This window comes from Streptomyces sp. NPDC002671, assembly GCF_053592475.1.
In genome coordinates this window covers 48,978-63,766 of sequence record NZ_JBSFVU010000031.1, presented here as the reverse complement: position 1 = coordinate 63,766, position 14,789 = coordinate 48,978, and the positions used below count along the sequence as shown (strand labels likewise).

The 14,789-nt window shown below is 71.6% G+C and carries 17 protein-coding genes; 9 read left to right on the top strand and 8 right to left on the bottom strand.

Annotation, left to right across the window (positions count from 1 at the left end; all coding sequences use genetic code 11):
- Nucleotides 1-12: 12 nt before the first annotated feature.
- The 3 genes from ACWD35_RS35460 to ACWD35_RS35450 are packed head-to-tail and all read right to left on the bottom strand — an operon-like array spanning nt 13 to nt 3,188.
- A complete protein-coding gene (locus ACWD35_RS35460) occupies nt 13-906 on the bottom strand; it encodes an ABC transporter permease (RefSeq protein ID WP_451355464.1) in 894 nt (297 codons plus the stop codon).
- A 3-nt stretch (nt 907-909) separates the two neighbouring features.
- On the bottom strand, nt 910-2,103 hold the full coding sequence (locus tag ACWD35_RS35455) for an ABC transporter substrate-binding protein (RefSeq protein WP_451355463.1): 1,194 nt from the start codon (nt 2,101-2,103) through the stop codon (nt 910-912).
- Nucleotides 2,104-2,156: 53 nt separating this feature from the next.
- Nucleotides 2,157-3,188 carry an ABC transporter ATP-binding protein gene (locus ACWD35_RS35450; protein WP_451355462.1) on the bottom strand — a complete coding sequence of 344 codons (1,032 nt, stop codon included), beginning with the start codon at nt 3,186-3,188 and terminating at the stop codon, nt 2,157-2,159.
- 151 nt (nt 3,189-3,339) lie between these two features.
- Between ACWD35_RS35450 and ACWD35_RS35445 the strand changes: the two genes are divergently transcribed.
- Together ACWD35_RS35445 and ACWD35_RS35440 are read left to right on the top strand one after the other, a co-directional pair.
- Complete coding sequence (locus tag ACWD35_RS35445; RefSeq protein ID WP_451355461.1) at nt 3,340-4,074, top strand: FadR/GntR family transcriptional regulator; 735 nt, start codon at nt 3,340-3,342, stop codon at nt 4,072-4,074.
- Between the two features lie 37 nt (nt 4,075-4,111).
- A complete protein-coding gene (locus ACWD35_RS35440; protein WP_451355460.1) occupies nt 4,112-4,900 on the top strand; it encodes a cache domain-containing protein in 789 nt (262 codons plus the stop codon).
- A 7-nt stretch (nt 4,901-4,907) separates the two neighbouring features.
- On the opposite strand, the gene ACWD35_RS35435 is transcribed toward ACWD35_RS35440, so the two are convergent.
- On the bottom strand, nt 4,908-5,366 hold the full coding sequence (locus ACWD35_RS35435) for an Lrp/AsnC family transcriptional regulator (protein ID WP_451355459.1): 459 nt from the start codon (nt 5,364-5,366) through the stop codon (nt 4,908-4,910).
- 62 nt (nt 5,367-5,428) lie between these two features.
- On the opposite strand from ACWD35_RS35435, the gene ACWD35_RS35430 reads away from it, so the two are divergent.
- Together ACWD35_RS35430 and ACWD35_RS35425 are read left to right on the top strand one after the other, a co-directional pair.
- A complete protein-coding gene (locus ACWD35_RS35430; RefSeq protein WP_451355458.1) occupies nt 5,429-6,178 on the top strand; it encodes an AzlC family ABC transporter permease in 750 nt (249 codons plus the stop codon).
- On the top strand, nt 6,171-6,500 hold the full coding sequence (locus tag ACWD35_RS35425; protein WP_451355457.1) for a branched-chain amino acid transporter permease: 330 nt from the start codon (nt 6,171-6,173) through the stop codon (nt 6,498-6,500). Before ACWD35_RS35430 ends, ACWD35_RS35425 begins: the two co-directional genes overlap by 8 nt.
- Nucleotides 6,501-6,570: 70 nt before the next feature.
- Here ACWD35_RS35425 and ACWD35_RS35420 read toward each other — a convergent pair whose 3' ends face one another.
- Complete coding sequence (locus ACWD35_RS35420) at nt 6,571-7,221, bottom strand: FMN-dependent NADH-azoreductase (RefSeq protein WP_451355456.1); 651 nt, start codon at nt 7,219-7,221, stop codon at nt 6,571-6,573.
- Between the two features lie 129 nt (nt 7,222-7,350).
- On the opposite strand from ACWD35_RS35420, the gene ACWD35_RS35415 reads away from it, so the two are divergent.
- The 3 genes from ACWD35_RS35415 to ACWD35_RS35405 all read left to right on the top strand — a co-directional run bounded on the left by ACWD35_RS35415 (nt 7,351) and on the right by ACWD35_RS35405 (nt 9,675).
- Nucleotides 7,351-7,740, top strand: coding sequence for a winged helix-turn-helix transcriptional regulator (locus ACWD35_RS35415; protein WP_451355455.1), 390 nt, complete (start codon nt 7,351-7,353; stop codon nt 7,738-7,740).
- 94 nt (nt 7,741-7,834) lie between these two features.
- The gene (locus ACWD35_RS35410; RefSeq protein ID WP_451355454.1) at nt 7,835-8,908 is read left to right on the top strand and encodes a permease; all 1,074 of its coding nucleotides are present in this window, start codon (nt 7,835-7,837) and stop codon (nt 8,906-8,908) included.
- Complete coding sequence (locus ACWD35_RS35405) at nt 8,905-9,675, top strand: TIGR03943 family putative permease subunit (protein WP_451355453.1); 771 nt, start codon at nt 8,905-8,907, stop codon at nt 9,673-9,675. The genes ACWD35_RS35410 and ACWD35_RS35405 overlap by 4 nt, the downstream gene beginning before the upstream one ends.
- A 17-nt stretch (nt 9,676-9,692) precedes the next feature.
- Here the strand turns inward: ACWD35_RS35405 and ACWD35_RS35400 are convergent, their stop codons facing one another.
- From ACWD35_RS35400 to ACWD35_RS35390, 3 genes are all read right to left on the bottom strand, one after another.
- Nucleotides 9,693-9,974, bottom strand: coding sequence for a hypothetical protein (locus ACWD35_RS35400; RefSeq protein WP_451355452.1), 282 nt, complete (start codon nt 9,972-9,974; stop codon nt 9,693-9,695).
- A 103-nt stretch (nt 9,975-10,077) separates the two neighbouring features.
- A complete protein-coding gene (locus tag ACWD35_RS35395; RefSeq protein ID WP_451355451.1) occupies nt 10,078-10,761 on the bottom strand; it encodes a DUF6215 domain-containing protein in 684 nt (227 codons plus the stop codon).
- A gap of 106 nt (nt 10,762-10,867) precedes the next feature.
- Nucleotides 10,868-11,137, bottom strand: coding sequence for a TfoX/Sxy family protein (locus ACWD35_RS35390; RefSeq protein WP_451355450.1), 270 nt, complete (start codon nt 11,135-11,137; stop codon nt 10,868-10,870).
- A gap of 230 nt (nt 11,138-11,367) precedes the next feature.
- Here ACWD35_RS35390 and ACWD35_RS35385 point away from each other — a divergent pair, with 230 nt between their 5' ends.
- A complete protein-coding gene (locus ACWD35_RS35385; protein WP_451355449.1) occupies nt 11,368-14,151 on the top strand; it encodes a SpoIIE family protein phosphatase in 2,784 nt (927 codons plus the stop codon).
- Nucleotides 14,152-14,260: 109 nt separating this feature from the next.
- A complete protein-coding gene (locus tag ACWD35_RS35380; RefSeq protein ID WP_451355448.1) occupies nt 14,261-14,743 on the top strand; it encodes a hypothetical protein in 483 nt (160 codons plus the stop codon).
- The last annotated feature ends 46 nt before the right edge of the window (nt 14,744-14,789 follow it).

Below are 14,789 nucleotides of genomic sequence, written 5' to 3'. Positions count from 1 at the left end.
GGCGCTCTTCTCCTACAGGCTGTTCAGGGCGCCCGTACGGCGGATCGCCAGGAGATACAGGACGATCACGGCCACGGGGACGGTGCCCAGCGCGGCTGCCATGGGCAGGTTGAGTTCGATGTTGGAGTACACGAGATTGCCGATCAGCTGCGTCTTGCCGCCCACGATCTGCACGGTGATGTAGTCGCCGAGGCTGAGCGAGAACGTGAACACCGAGCCTGCGGCCACGGACGGCAGCACCATCGGCAGCACCACCGAGCGGAACGTACGGCCCGCCCGCGCGCCCAGGTCCGCGGACGCGTCGAGGAGGTTCGCCGGGAGCTGCTCGAGTGCCGTGTGGATCGGCAGGATCATGTACGGCAGCCACAGGTACGTCAGTGTGAGGACGGTGGCCGGCAGGCCGAAGCCCGGGCCGCCGAGGCCGAACGGCGCCAGCATCCAGTCGGCGAGGCCGCCCTGGGAGAGGATCAGCCGCCAGGCGTACACCTTGACGAGATAACTCGCCCACAGCGGGGTGAGGATCGCCACCACGAGCAGCGGGCGCCACCTCGGCCGGGCCACGCGCGCGGTGTAGAAGGCGACCGGGAAGGCGATCACCGCGCAGAGCACGGTCACCGCGAGCGCCACGCCGACGCTGCGCAGGATCACCTGGCGGAAGACGGGCGTCGTGAACAGCTCGTGGAAGTTGTCCGTCGACCAGACCTTCACCACCTGCGAGGTGAAGGAGTTCGTCGTCCAGAACGCCGACACGAACAGCACCGCCAGCGAGCCGAGGTAGAGCACGGCGAGCCACAGCAGCGGGGCGGTGAGCAGCAGGGCCAGCCGGAGCCGGGGTCTGCGGTGCAGGGTTCCGGCGAGCCGCCGGGCGGTTCCCCGTCCGGCGGCGGCCGTCGCTTCGGTCGTCACGGCTCAGCCCTTGATCTCGGTCCAGGCCTGCACCCACTTGGCGTACGGCACGCACTTCACGTCCGTGCGGCCGTCCAGGCACTGCTCGATGGGCGTGTTCCAGAAGGCGATCCGCTTCCAGTAGCCCTCGTCGGCGGCGTGGAAGACGGTGCAGAAGTTCTTGTCGCTGGTCTCGGCGCACGCCTTGGAGTTGGCCGGGGCCTCCCCGAAGTACTCGGCGACCTGGGCGTTGACCTTGGGCGAGACGATCCAGTCCAGCCACTTGTACGCGCAGTTGGGGTGCTTGGCCTTGGCGGAGACCATCCAGGTGTCCGACCAGCCGGTCGAACCCTCCTTCGGTACAAAGGCCTTGACCTTGGCGCCCTCCTGGGCGGTGAGGTTGGCGATGACCTGCCAGGTGGTGCCGACCACCGAGTCGCCGCTCTTGAACGCGGAGATCTCCTTGAGGTAGTCGCTCCAGTACTCCCCGATGTCCGCGTTCTGCTTCTTCAGCAGTGCGACCGCCGCGTCGAACTGCTTCTGGTCCAGGGCGTACGGGTCCTTGATCCCCAAGTCCGGCTTGGTGGCCTTGAGATACAGCGCCGCGTCGGCGATGTAGATGGGCGAGTCGTACGCGGTGACGTGACCCTTGTGCTGGTCCGCGCCCTCGAAGACGGCCGACCAGGAGGTGGGCGCGGGTTTCACCTTCTCCGTGTTGTACATCAGCAGGTTGGCGCCCCGCCCGTGCGGGATGCCGTACATCTGCCCCTTCACGGAGTTCCAGGATCCGTTCTTCAACCCGCTGAAGATGTTGGTGTAGTTGGGCACCAGGGCGGTGTTGACGGGGGCCGCGTCGCCGGAGGCGATCAGGCGCAGCGAGGCGTCGCCGGACGCGGAGACGGCGTCGTACTCGCCGGTCTTCATCAGCTTGACCATCTCGTCCGAGCTGGCGGCCACCTTGGAATGGACCTGGCAGCCGGTCTGCTTCTCGAAGTCGCTGACCCAGTCCACCTTGGGGTCGTTGGAGCCGTCCTCGACATAACCGGCCCAGGCGATCAGGTTGACCTGGCCCTCCGTCTTGCCGAGCTTCGTCGGGGCCTTGAGATCGGGCGGGTTGAGGCCGGAGGAGGAGCCGCCGGAGTCGGAGGAGCTGCAGGCGGCGGCGAGCAGCAGAGCGGCGGCACCGGCCGCGGCCTTGAGGCTTCGGTTGAGACGCACGACGTTGTTCTCCATGGGTGAGGGAGCCCCGTGGGGGGATGGAGTGGTGCAGGTCAGGAAGGCAGCCGGACGGCGTGCCGGCGGTGCCACCGGAGGCGGACCCGGGTGCCGCGGTAGGCGGCGACGTCCTCGGAGGAGGTCTCCAGGTTCTGCTGCAGCGCGGTGAGCCGGCCGCCGCCGTCGAGGTCGACCAGGAAGCGGGTGGCGTCGCCGAGGTAGACCACGTCTGCCACGGTGCCCGTGGCGGTGGCGTGTCCGGGCTCGTCGGCCTCCGCGGACTCCTTGAGAACGCGGATCTTCTCCGGGCGGATGTTGTACGTGCCCGGGGCGCCGGCGATCCGGTGGGCCACCTCGCCGTCGAGCAGGTTCGAGGTGCCGACGAAGGAGGCCACGAAGGCGTTCGCCGGGCGCTCGTAGATCTCGGCGGGCGTGCCGACCTGGGCGATGCGGCCCTGCTCGAAGACGGCGATGCGGTCGCTCATCGTCAGGGCCTCCTCCTGGTCGTGGGTGACGAAGACGAAGGTGATGCCCACCTCCCGCTGCAGCGCCTTGAGTTCGACCTGCATCTGCTCGCGCAGTTTCAGGTCGAGGGCGCCGAGGGGTTCGTCGAGCAGCAGGACCCGGGGCCGGCCGACGAGGGCGCGGGCGAGGGCGACGCGCTGGCGCTGGCCGCCGGAGAGCTGGGCGGGGCGCCGCCGGCCGTAGCCTTCGAGGCGGACCTCGGCGAGCGCCTTGCGGGCGCGCACGAGGCGCTCGGCCTTCGGCACCTTGCGTATCTTCAGCCCGTAGGCGACGTTCTGTTCGACCGTCAGATGGGGGAACAGGGCGTAGTCCTGGAAGACGGTGTGCACGTCCCGCTCGAACGGGGCGAGGCCGGTGACCTCCTGTCCGGCGAGTTCGATCCGGCCCTGGGTGGGGGCTTCGAACCCGGCGATGAGTCTGAGGACCGTGGTCTTCCCTGAGCCGGACGGGCCGAGCATCGAGAAGAACTCCCCGTCCCGGATCTCCAGGTCGACACCGGCCACGGCGGTCGTCTCCCCGAACGACTTCCGCAGATCCTGCAGCCGGATCGCAATCCCCTCCATGCGGGAACCTTTCTGACGGGCCGTACGTTGCGCGTAAACCTATGAAGTCATAGTTCAAATCTCAAGGTCCCTTTAGGGTAAAGCTTGAGTCAATGCACGAGGTGATGACCGTGAGGCAGCGCGAGGTGAACGGCATGAACGGCGGCGCACGATGAACGGCAGCGCCCGCAAGGCCGTCTTCAGCCCTGTGGACAACCGGGCCCGTGTGGACACGGTCGTCCGCCGCATAGGAGACGCCATCGAACTCGGCCTCCTCGCCGACGGTGAGCAACTCCCGGGCGAGAGCGACCTGGCCGGGCAGCTCGGTGTGTCCACGGTGACCCTGCGCGAGGCGCTCATGGCGCTGCGGCAGCAGGGTCTGCTCACCACCCGCCGGGGCCGCGGCGGCGGCAGCTTCGTCTCCCTGCCCGAAGTCCCCGCCGACGACCGGCTCAGGACCCGGCTGCGCGGCTGGAGCACCGAGGAACTGCGCGACCTGGGCGACCACTGGGCCGCCCTGTCCGGCGCCGCCGCCCGCCTCGCCGCCCAGCGCACGGAACCCGAGGACCTCCACCGACTCCGCAGTACCGCCGAGGAGTTGGCGCTCGCCGAGGAGGCCGCGGCGCGCAGCCGCCTGTACGGCCGCTTCCACGTCGAACTCGCGGCTGCCGCCCAGTCCGCCCGGCTCACCCGCGAACAGGTCGCGCTGCAGAGCGAGGTGGGCGCCCTGCTCTGCCTCGTCCTGGGAGGCGACGGGGGCGCCGAATATCGTGAAGAAGTGGCGGACCGTCTCCGCTCCGTGATCTCCGCCGTGCATGATGGGGCCCACGCAACGGCCGGCACGCTGGCCGAGCGGTGCGTCAGGGAGTCGACGGCGCGGCTCGTCGCCGTACGCCTCACGCTCTGACCGCGCCGCGTCCGGTTCCCGTCCGCTGGAGGACACCATGGGCTGGAGTCCCGGGCTCGTCGCCGCGGCAGCGACGCCGTCGAGTCGCGGCACTGAGACCGAGGCATGGGTGGCCGCCCGGATCGGCGGCGCGCTGGAGGCCGTCTTCGAGACCGTCTCCGCCACCCGCGCCGACACGGCGGCCCTGCTGGCGAAGGCGGCGGCGCTCGGCAGACCCCCGGCGAGCGCGGACCTCGCCGCCCTGCGCCCCGGGCTGCATCTGCGCCTCAGCCGCCACGACCTGGTCTCCGGCGTCGGGTTCGTCGCCGCCCCCGGCCTGCTCACCGACGTACCGGGGTGGCTGGAGTGGTGGCAGTCGGACGCCGACGGTGACGTACGACCGCTGCTGCTCGACCTCGACCCCGGCCGCTCGGCGTACTCCGACTACACCCACTGGGACTGGTTCACCCTGCCCCGTGACACCGGGCGCCGCGCCGTCGCCGGACCGTACGTCGACTACCTCTGCTCCGACGAGTACAGCCTCACCCTGTCCGAACCGGTCGAGCTCGACGGGCGGTTCGCCGGGGTCGCCGCCGCCGACGTGTACCTACGGCACTTCGAAGCGGCCGTCCTCCCTCTGCTCCGCCGGCTTCCCCGCCCCGCTCACCTGGTGAACGCCCGCGGCCGGGTCGCCGCCTCCGCCGACCCCGCCCACCTGGCCGGCTCGCTGACCAAGGGCCCCGACTTCGGCCGCCTGCTCAGCGAGGCGGCACCCGGCGAGCACGAGGGCCTGCGCCTCGTCCCGTGCCGCGGCATCCCGCTCGTGCTCGTCCTGACGGCGGTCTGAGCCCCGGTCAGGGACCCGACTTGATCGTCTTCATGGTCAGGTGCGAGTCGATGCGCAGCACGCAGGGGTGGTTGCTGAGCTTCTCGACGAGGAAGGCCTCGTAGGCGGCGTGGTCGGCGACGGCCACGCGCACGAAATAGTCCGGGCGGCCGTACATGCGCCGCAACTCGACGACCTCCTCGTAGGCCGCCACGAGCTCCTCGAACTCCAGGAACGTCGCGCGGTCGTTCGCACTGACCTCGACGTCGATGAGGACCTCCAGACCGCGGCCCAGCGCCTCGGGATCCACCACGGCCCGGTACCCGGCGATGACACCGGCCTCCTCCAGCCGCTTGACCCGGCGCAGACAGGGCGGCGGCGTCAGGCCCACCCGCTGGGCCAGCTCCACGTTGGTCAGGCGCCCGTCCTGACGCAGGTGAAACAGAATGTCCCGGTCGATGCCGTCAAGCCTTACTTCATTGCGCACAGGGCCATCGTAGAGACATTTTCCGCAACCATATGACGTGCGATTCTTCCTAAAATGTCGCCATGCCTATATCTCCCGCCGTCGCCGACGGCCTCCCTCGGCCTGCGCCCCCGCCCGCACCCCGGATGTCTTCCGAGGCGCGGGCCGCGTTCGCGGACTCCGCCTCCGTGGGCCTCGGCTTCGTCCCGCTCGGCATCGCCTTCGGGGTGCTCGTCGCGCACTCCGGGGTCGACTGGTGGTGGGCGAGCCTGTCCAGCGCGCTGGCCTACGGCGGGTCGTTCGAGTTCCTGCTGATCGGCATGGTCACCGCCGCCGCGCCGCTCGTGTCCGTCGCCGTGTCGGCGTTCCTGGTGAATGCACGGCACGTCTTCTACGCGTTGTCCTTCCCGCTGCACCGGATCGACGGCCGCCTCGGCAAGGCGTACGGCACGTTCGCGCTGTGCGACGAGGCCTACGCGCTCACCTCCGGGGAGCAGGCCCGCGGCTGGTCCGGCCGGCGCATCCTGTGGCTCCAGCTCTTCATGCACCTGTACTGGGCGGGAGGCGCCACCGTGGGAGCGTTGCTCGGCTCGCTCGTCCCGAGGGGGGTCACCGGCCTGGACTTCGCGCTCACCGCGCTGTTCACCGTGCTCGCCCTCGACGCCGTCCACGGGCTGCGGGCCGACCTGCCCACGCCCCTGCTCGCCCTGCTGAGCGCCCTGGTCGCCCGGCTGCTGTGCCCGGGGCAGCTGCTCCCGGTCGCCTTCGCCCTGTTCACCGCGGCACTGCTGGTCCGCCACCGCTCGACGCGCCGGGAGCCGCGCCATGCCTGACACGACCTACCTCGTCGGGGCGGTCCTCGTCGCCGCCGCGGTCACCTGGGCGCTGCGCGCCCTGCCCTTCGCCGCGCTCGCGCCCCTGCGGGCGAGCGGCACCGTCCGGTACCTGAGCACCCGGATGCCCGCCGGGATCATGGTGATCCTCGTCGTCTACTGCCTGCGCGACCTGCCCGTGACCCACACCCGCGTCCTCGCCCCGCTCGCGGCTCTCGCCGTCACCGTCGGCCTCCACCTGTGGCGCCGCAACGCCCTGCTGAGCATCCTCGGCGGCACCGTCGTGCACGTCGTGCTGGCCAGCACGGTCTTCGCCCGCTGACGGCGGGAACGACTCCGCCCCCGGAGCCGCGGAGGGCTGCCCGGGGGCGGAGCGAGGAGCGGTGCCGCAATCAGGCCGCGAGGCGCTCGGCGAGCTCCTTGGCCTTGACGGCCGCCTCCTGGAGGGCACGCTCACGCGAGGCCTCGTACAGCGGGACCAGCTCGGCCATCGCCGGGTTCTGCGGGGCCATCGTCAGCTCCGGGACGATGAAGTCGGTCTCCATGCCGAGCATGTCGGTGAAGATCGCGCCCAGGTAGTTCTGCACGTACTCGTACGCCTCACGCGGGGTGCCCGGCCCGTACGCGCCGCCCCGGCTGGCGACGACGGTCACCGGGATGCCCTTGGTGGAGGGGTTCTCACCCGCGGTGCGGCCGAACAGGATCACGTTGTCCAGCCACGCCTTCAGCGTGGAGGGGATCGCGAAGTTGTACATCGGGGCGCCGATCAGGACGGCGTCGGCCTGCTCCAGCTCCTCGATCAGGCGCTCGCGCTCGGCGAACGCGGCGGCCTGGGCCGGCGTGCGGGACGCCTCGTCGGCGAATCCGGCCAGGTGTGCGTCGGCGGTGATGTGCGGGACAGGCTCGGCCGCCAGGTCGTGGTAGACGACCTTGCCGTCGGGGTGCTGCTCCTGCCAGTGCTTGCGGAACTCCTCCGTCACGGCACGCGAGGCGGATCCCATCAGCGGGAAGACGGACGAATCGATGTGCAGCAAGGTGGCCATGGGTGTCTCCAGGCAAACGAAGGGGTAGCCCTGCGCCGTAGGCTCGGGCTGATGTTTCGTACTGAACTATTGATAACACAGGGACTTACTTTTTTTCATCCCCTCACGGCCGGGTAGTACGATGTGCGCATGGGGGCTCACCGAAACCACGACAGTGCAGCGTGTAAGCGCGTGGACGAGGACATCACCCGCGTCTTCCAGTTGCTGGGCAAGCGCTGGAACGGCCAGATCGTGGCCGTCCTGATGGGGCAGCCTGCGTACTTCGCCGACTTGCGCCGGGCGATTCCCGGCATCAGCGAACGCATGCTGTCCGACCGGCTCGCCGAGCTCGGCGCGGTGGGCCTCGTGCTGCGTGAGGTGGACGAAGGGCCACCGCTGCGCGTGTCGTACCGGCTGACCGAGGCGGGCGCCGCGCTGGAGCCCGCGATGCGGAAGCTGGGGGAGTGGGCGATGACGTACCTGCCGGAGGCAGGTCCCTGCCCTGGCGTGGAGCCGGACCGGAGCGCCGCCTCGGCGTAGCCCGCCCGCCTCATTCGTGTAAGGCGGCGTGTACGCGCCGCCCGGGTCACGCTCCTCGCTTATCGTCGGCCAGACACCGACATCCGGAGCGATGATGGAAAAAACGGATGAACTGGTTGGCGTGGCGGAGGGTGCGGCAGAGGGTGTAGCCCGCCTCTCCGCAGGCCCGGCTCCGCACCCGTCCCCGGCCTCACCCCTGCGTCGCCTCCGGCCCTGGCCGTACGGTGCCGCGATCACGGTCGCAGCCGGTGCGGCGGCCGTGTTCCTGCTCGCGGGCACCGAGTGGCCGAACCAGCCGGCCGTTCAGGCCTGGCGCACCGTCTGCCTGGCCATCACCGTCCAGGCGCTCCCCTTCCTCCTCCTGGGTACCGCCCTGTCCGGGGCCATCAACGCCTTTGTGCCGGCGGACCTGTTCACGAAAGTCCTGCCGAAGCGGCCCGCGCTCGCCGTGCCGGTGGCAGGGGTGGCCGGAGCGGTCCTGCCGGGCTGCGAGTGCGCCTCCGTACCCGTGGCGAACAGCCTGATCCGCCGGGGCGTCACCCCGGCCGCCGCCTTCGCCTTCCTGCTCTCCGCCCCCGCCATCAACCCCGTCGTGCTGACCGCCACCGCCGTCGCCTTCCCGGGCAACCCCGCGATGGTCGCCGCCCGGCTGCTCGCCTCGCTCGGCACGGCCGCCGCGATGGGCTGGCTGTGGCTCTGGCTCGGCCGGGAGAAGTGGCTGCGCCCCGTCGTACGGCAGCGGCACACCGGCCACCAGCACGGGCACAGCCGCTGGACCGAGTTCCGGCTCGGCTGCCAGCACGACTTCCTGCACGCCGGCGGCTTCCTCGTCCTCGGCGCCATGGCCGCCGCCACCTTCAACGTCACCGTGCCGCGCTCCGTGCTCGACACCTTCTCCGGCTCGCCCTGGCTTTCGGTGCTCTTCCTGGCCGCCCTCGCCGTGCTGCTGGCGGTCTGCTCGGAGGCCGACGCGTTCGTGGCGGCCTCGCTCACCGGCTTCTCGCCGACCGCCCGGCTCGCGTTCGTGGTGGTCGGCCCCATGGTCGACCTGAAGCTGATCGCCCTCCAGGCGGGCACGTTCGGGCGCGCCTTCGCCTGGCGCTTCTCCGCGGCGACCACCGTCGTGGCCGTCGCCGCGAGCGTCCTGATCGGAGGCGCACTGCTGTGAGGCGCCCGGTACAGGCGCTGCTTCTGCTGCTGACCGGCAGCGGCCTGCTGCACGCCGCCCTCTTCACCGACACCTACCTGCGCTACGTCAAGCCCGGACTGCGTCCCCCGCTCATCGCCTCTGGCGCCGTGCTGCTCGTGCTCGGTGTGGTGGGGGCGGCCGGGGTGGCGAGGGCGGCTCGGGTACGGCAGAGGCACGCGACTCCTGCGCCCGGCGTTCACGGAAGGGACGGTCACGCGCACGGCCACGACCACTCCACCGCCCCGCGTATCGCCTGGCTGCTGTTCCTCCCGGCGCTGAGTCTGCTCTTCTACGCTCCGCCCGCGCTGGGCGCGTTCACCGCGGCTCGCTCGAACAGCAGGGCGGTCGCGGTGCAGAAAGGATTCGCCGCACTGCCCGCCACCTCACCCCTGCCGATGACCCTCACGGCCTTCACCACCCGGGTCCAGCAGGACCGCAGCCGGGCCATCAAGGGCCGCAGCGTCCAGCTGACCGGCTTCGTCACCCCGGCCGGCGCGAGCGGTGGCTGGTACCTGACGCGGATCATCTTCACCTGCTGCGCGGCGGACTCACAGTCCGTCAAGGTCCGCATGTACGGCACCGACGCGCCGCCCGCCGACACCTGGCTGTCGGTGACCGGCACCTGGCACGCCAAGGGCGGGCTCGGCACGAAGACCGCGGAGGCCGCCCTCGACGTCAGAGCCGCCCGCCCCATGTCGCCGCCGGTGAACGCCTACTCGGACGACCTGCCGCTCACGCCTTCGTAGGAGACCTGCCGGAGGACTTACTGCGGCGCGTCGTCCCCGACCAGCTCCGCGAGCGTGAACCGGGTGCTGAACGACTGCCAGGCACCGTCGCCGACCAGCAGAAAACCGTCGCTGTGCCGGAAGAGCCGACGGCGCTTGGGCATCCTGGGGTGCTCCGGTACGTAGTTCCGGGCACGCGTCTCCAGTTCGCGCAGCGCCTCCTCGCGCGTGCCCTCCATGTGCGTCAGCACGTAGGTCTCGATGTGCTTCCGGTCCGACGCGCCGACGGTCGTCTCGACGATCAGTCCCCAGGTCGCCATGTGTTGTTCCCCTCCCGTGTTGATCACGGCACAGCATAGGAGGCCGGGTTGAGGGGTGTGCGGGTGGCATGTGGGTGCGCCCGCACGGGCCGCCCGTGACCCGTCAGCCGGCGCGCCAGCCGGGCACCGTCGGCAGGACCTTTTCGGCGATGCGGAACAAGGCCGTGTCGTCCGGCGGCACGTCGTCCTGCCGCCAGATGGAGATCGCGAAGGAGCCGCCGCCGTCCTTCGCGCCCTTGGCGACCAGCAGGCTGCGAGCGATACCGCCGGGCCCGGTGCCGACCTTGCCGCCGTTGATCGTGAAGCCGATGGTCCGGTCCGAGTGGAGAACCGCCGGGTGCCCCAGCACCGTTCTCGACTCGGCGTCCTTGCCGAGCAGGCGGGCCGTCGCGCCGACCGAGAGACCGTCGTAGGAGTCCGAGAGCTTCACGGAGTACGTCTCGAACGTGACCGTTGCCTCCGGCGCGGCGATCTTGGTGCCGTCGGCGAGGGTGATCCAGCCTCCGGACGGGTCCGCGGTCTCCGCTTGCTCGTCCGGCGTACCGAGGAGTGCCGGCAGGTCGGAGCGGTTCAGCGCCGTGCAGAGCTTCGCTCCGGACACGTACTTCGACGGCAGCGCGTGATGCGTGTCCGACGAGCACGCGGCCGGCCCCCGGTCCTCGGACTGGTCGGGCAGCGCCTCCGCCAGCCCCCACGCGCCGCCCACCGCGCCCGCGACCATGACCACCGCCGCCACGGCCTGAACCCCCGCTCTCGGCGCCTTCCTGGACGCGACGTCGTCGCTCATGCCCCCACCCCCGTTGATCGCCCCCGATGCGAGCGGGAGCATAACCGGTGCTCATCCTGCGGGGAAACGCCATTTCAAGGGCCTGTTCGAGGTGTGGCTCAGGGGCTCACTTCGGTGGCAGCGTCGCCGCGAACGCACGCCCCTCGTCGATCCACGAGGTCAGTTCGGCGTCCTCGGTGACGGCCTCGGCCGCGACGACGATCCAGCCGCGCATCGGACGGCCGGTCATGTCGAAGAGCCGTGCCCCCGGCCGGGCGAGCGCCGCGTCCGTGGCATCCGGGCCGACCCGGACCATGAGATCACTGCCGGTCACCCCCACCGCCATGTTGCCCTGGTACAGGAAGGCGAGGCCGCCGAACATCCGCTTCTCGGACACGCCGGCGCCCGTGCCGAGCCTCCCCCACGCTCGGCTGCGCTCGCGCGGGCGGTGCCCCCATCCGGATGCGCTCGGCCAGTCCCTCGTCGTACGCCATCGGGCGTCTCCCTTCGCGGCGGTGAGCCGGCGCACGGCCCCGGAGACCCAGCATGCCCGGGGCCGGCGCGCGCCGCAGGCGCACTCCGGTACAGCGGTCGCCCACCCCGGAGACACAGTGTTAGAAAAGGGACATGCGCGGACGTCCCCGCTGGCCCTGGGCGAAAGCGGCGCCGCCGCTCAGCGCGGGGCCGCCATCCGATCGGTCCCCTCGCCCCGGGCCCCGGCCGGCACCAGGACGCCGCTTCGCGCCGTACGTGAGGGTCCGCACGCTCGCCGCGCAGGTCTTCCTGCTCCAGGCCCTGATCATGCTGGTCCTCGTGGCTGTGGGGACGACGGCCCTGGTCGTGCAGGGCTGGTACGACGGCGAGCGCGACGCCAGGAACCGTTCGCTGGCCGCGGCCGAGGCCTTCGCCCACGCACCCGGCACGGCGACGGCGCTCGCGTCGCCGGATGCGACGGCCCGCCTCCAGCAGGCCACCGAGCGGGCAAGCAGCGGATCCGGCGTCGACTTCATCACCGTGCTGAACAAGCAGGGCGTGCGGGTCACCGACTCCGACCCCACGCTGATCGGCACCAAGGCCGAGGGCGTGGAGCGGGCGGCGGCGGGGGAGGCGTTCACCGAGACGTTCCACGGCAAGCCGACCGACGCCGTGCGCGCGGTGGTGCCCGTGACGGACGCGAGCCGGCGGGTGATCGGCATGGTCGGCGCCGGGGTTGGGTTCGAGACCCTCGGCCGGGTGCTGAACCAGCAGCTGCCGATCGTGGCGGGCGCCGCGGTGGTCGCGCTCGCCGTCGCCACAGCGGGCACCGCCCTGGTCAGCCGGAGGCTGCTTCGCCAGACCCACGGACTCGGCCCGGCCGAGATGACCCGGATGTACGAGCACCACGACGCCGTCCTTCACGCGGTGCGTGAGGGGGTCGTCATCGTCGGCGACGGAAGGATCCTGCTCGCCAACGACGAGGCGCGCCGCCTGCTGGACCTCCCCGCCGACGCCGACCAGCGGCAGGTCACCGACCTGGGCCTCGGACCCCGCCTCACGCGGCTGCTGGCCTCGGGCGAGACCACGTCCGACGAGGTCGTCGCGGCCGGCGACCGCCTGCTGGCCGTGAACACCCGGCTCACCGCGCCCCGCGGCGACGCACCGGGCCTGGTCGCCACCTTCCGGGACACCACCGAACTGCGCGCCCTGACCGGCCAGGCCGAGGTGGCCCGCGGCCGGCTGACCTTCCTCTACGAGGCCGGCGTACGCATCGGCACCACGCTCGACGTACGGCGTACGGCGGAGGAGCTGGCCGAGGTGGCCGTCCCCCGGCTGGCGGACATCGTCACCGTGGAACTCCTCGACTCCGTGCTGCGGGGCGAGGAACCCACCGGTGCCGTCAACCGGATGCGGCGCACCGCGCTGAGCGAGTCACGGGCCGGGCACCCGCTGCAGCCGGTCGGTGACCTCATCCGGTTCGTGGTGGCCGACACCCCGATGGTGGCGGCCCTGCACCGGGGCAAGGCCGTCCTCGTGCCCGACCTGCACGCCGCCGAGGACTGGCGGGCCCAGGATCCGGAAGGAGCGCGGCAGGTGCTGGCGTACGGCATCCACTCGCTGATCACGGTCCCGCTGCGCGCCCGCGGCGTCGTCCTCGGCATGGTCAACTTCTGGCGGGTCACCGGCTCCCCGCGCTTCGAGGAGGAGGACGTCGCCGTCGCCGAGGAACTGGTGGCCCGCGCGGCCGTCGCGATCGACAACGCCCGCCGCTACTCCCGCGAGCACGCCCTCGCCGTGACCCTCCAGCGCAGCCTGCTGCCCCAGGACCTCCCGGAGCAGGACGCGCTGGAGATCGCCACGCGCTATCTGCCCGCGCAGTCCGGAGTCGGCGGCGACTGGTTCGACGTCATCCCGCTGCCCGGCTTCCGGGTCGCCCTGATCGTCGGCGACATCGTGGGCCACGGCCTGCACGCCGCGGTCACCATGGGGCGGCTGCGCACCGCCGTCCTCAACTTCTCCTCGCTCGACCTCGCCCCGGACGAACTGCTCACCCACCTGGACGAGATGGTGATGCGCCTGGACGCCCAGACGGACACCGCCGACGGCGACCGTGCCCCGCTCACCGGCGCGACCTGCCTCTACGCCGTGTACGACCCGGTCGGCGGGCTCTGCACCCTCGCCCGCGCCGGTCACGTCGCCCCGGCCGTGGTCGACCCCGAGGGCAGGGTGACGTTCCCCGACATCCCCGTCGCACCGCCCCTGGGCGTCGGCGGCCACCCCTTCGAGGCGGGCGAGCTGCACCTGCCGGAGGGCAGCCGGCTCATCCTCTTCACCGACGGGCTCATCGAGGCCCACGGCCGGGACATCGACCAGGGCCTGGAACTGCTCGCAACGACCGTCGCCCACGCGGGCCGGACCCCGGAGCAGACCTGCCGGGCGCTGGTGGAGACGATGCTGCCCGAGCACCCCGGCGACGACGTGGCCCTGCTGGTCGCCCGCACCCGGCTGCTCGACCCGACCCGGGTCGCGGCCTGGGACGTGGCGTTCGACCCGATGGCCGTGTCCCGGGTCCGCGCGGAGGTGAGCCGCCGACTCGAGGAGTGGGGCCTGGAAGAGTCGGCGTTCACCATGGAACTGATCCTCAGCGAACTGCTCACCAACGCGATCCGCTATGGCGCTCCGCCCATACGCGTCAGGGTCATGCTGGGCCGCACCCTGGTCTGCGAGGTGTCGGACGGCAGCAACACCTCACCCCGCCTGCGGCGCGCGGCCACCACCGACGAAGGGGGCCGCGGCCTGTTCCTCGTCTCGCAGTACGCGGACCGGTGGGGCACGCGCTATGCCGCGAAGGGCAAGGTGATCTGGGCCGAAGTATCACCGGGCGAGCCGGCAGAGCTCGACGCGAACGCTCTGATCGAACAACTGGCCTTGTGACGTCGTTCAGGCCAATTCCCGACTGCCCGATCCGCGCCATACCCTCTCGGGGTATTCTCGGCGGGAGCGCGCGTGCAGAGCACGCAGAGGCACCGGAGGGGAACACGCTGTGGACGGCGGACTGGCAGGCAGGCGGGGCGTTGCCCGGCTGCTGACGCTGTGCGCGGTCCTGCTGGGCCTGTTCCTCATGCACGGCGCCCCGAGCGCCGCCGCCGCGGGCTGCCACGGAGCGATGGCGACCATGGACGCGCCGATGCCGGACGGGGACCACCCCACGACGCTCCACGGGGACCACTCCGCGACCGGGCGGACCATGACCCACGCCGGTACGACCTCCCATACGGTTTACGCCGGTACGACGACCCCGGTCGCCGAGGCCGTGGAAGCGTCGGGGATGCCTGGCGAGCTGTGCGTGTCGACCCCGGCGCACGAGCGCATCCCCGTCCCGGCCCCGGCTCCGTTCGCCGTGGCGGCCGCAGCCGCCCTTGTCCTCTGGTCCCCGACGCTGCTGCGGTCGGGCCGGACCATGCGGCGCGGGCCACCCCCCGCCGGGCGGACCCTACTGCTCCAGGTGTGCGTCGCGCGGACGTGACAGGCACCCTGCCGGACCGGCCGCAGGCCGGGACCCGGCGCCGTGT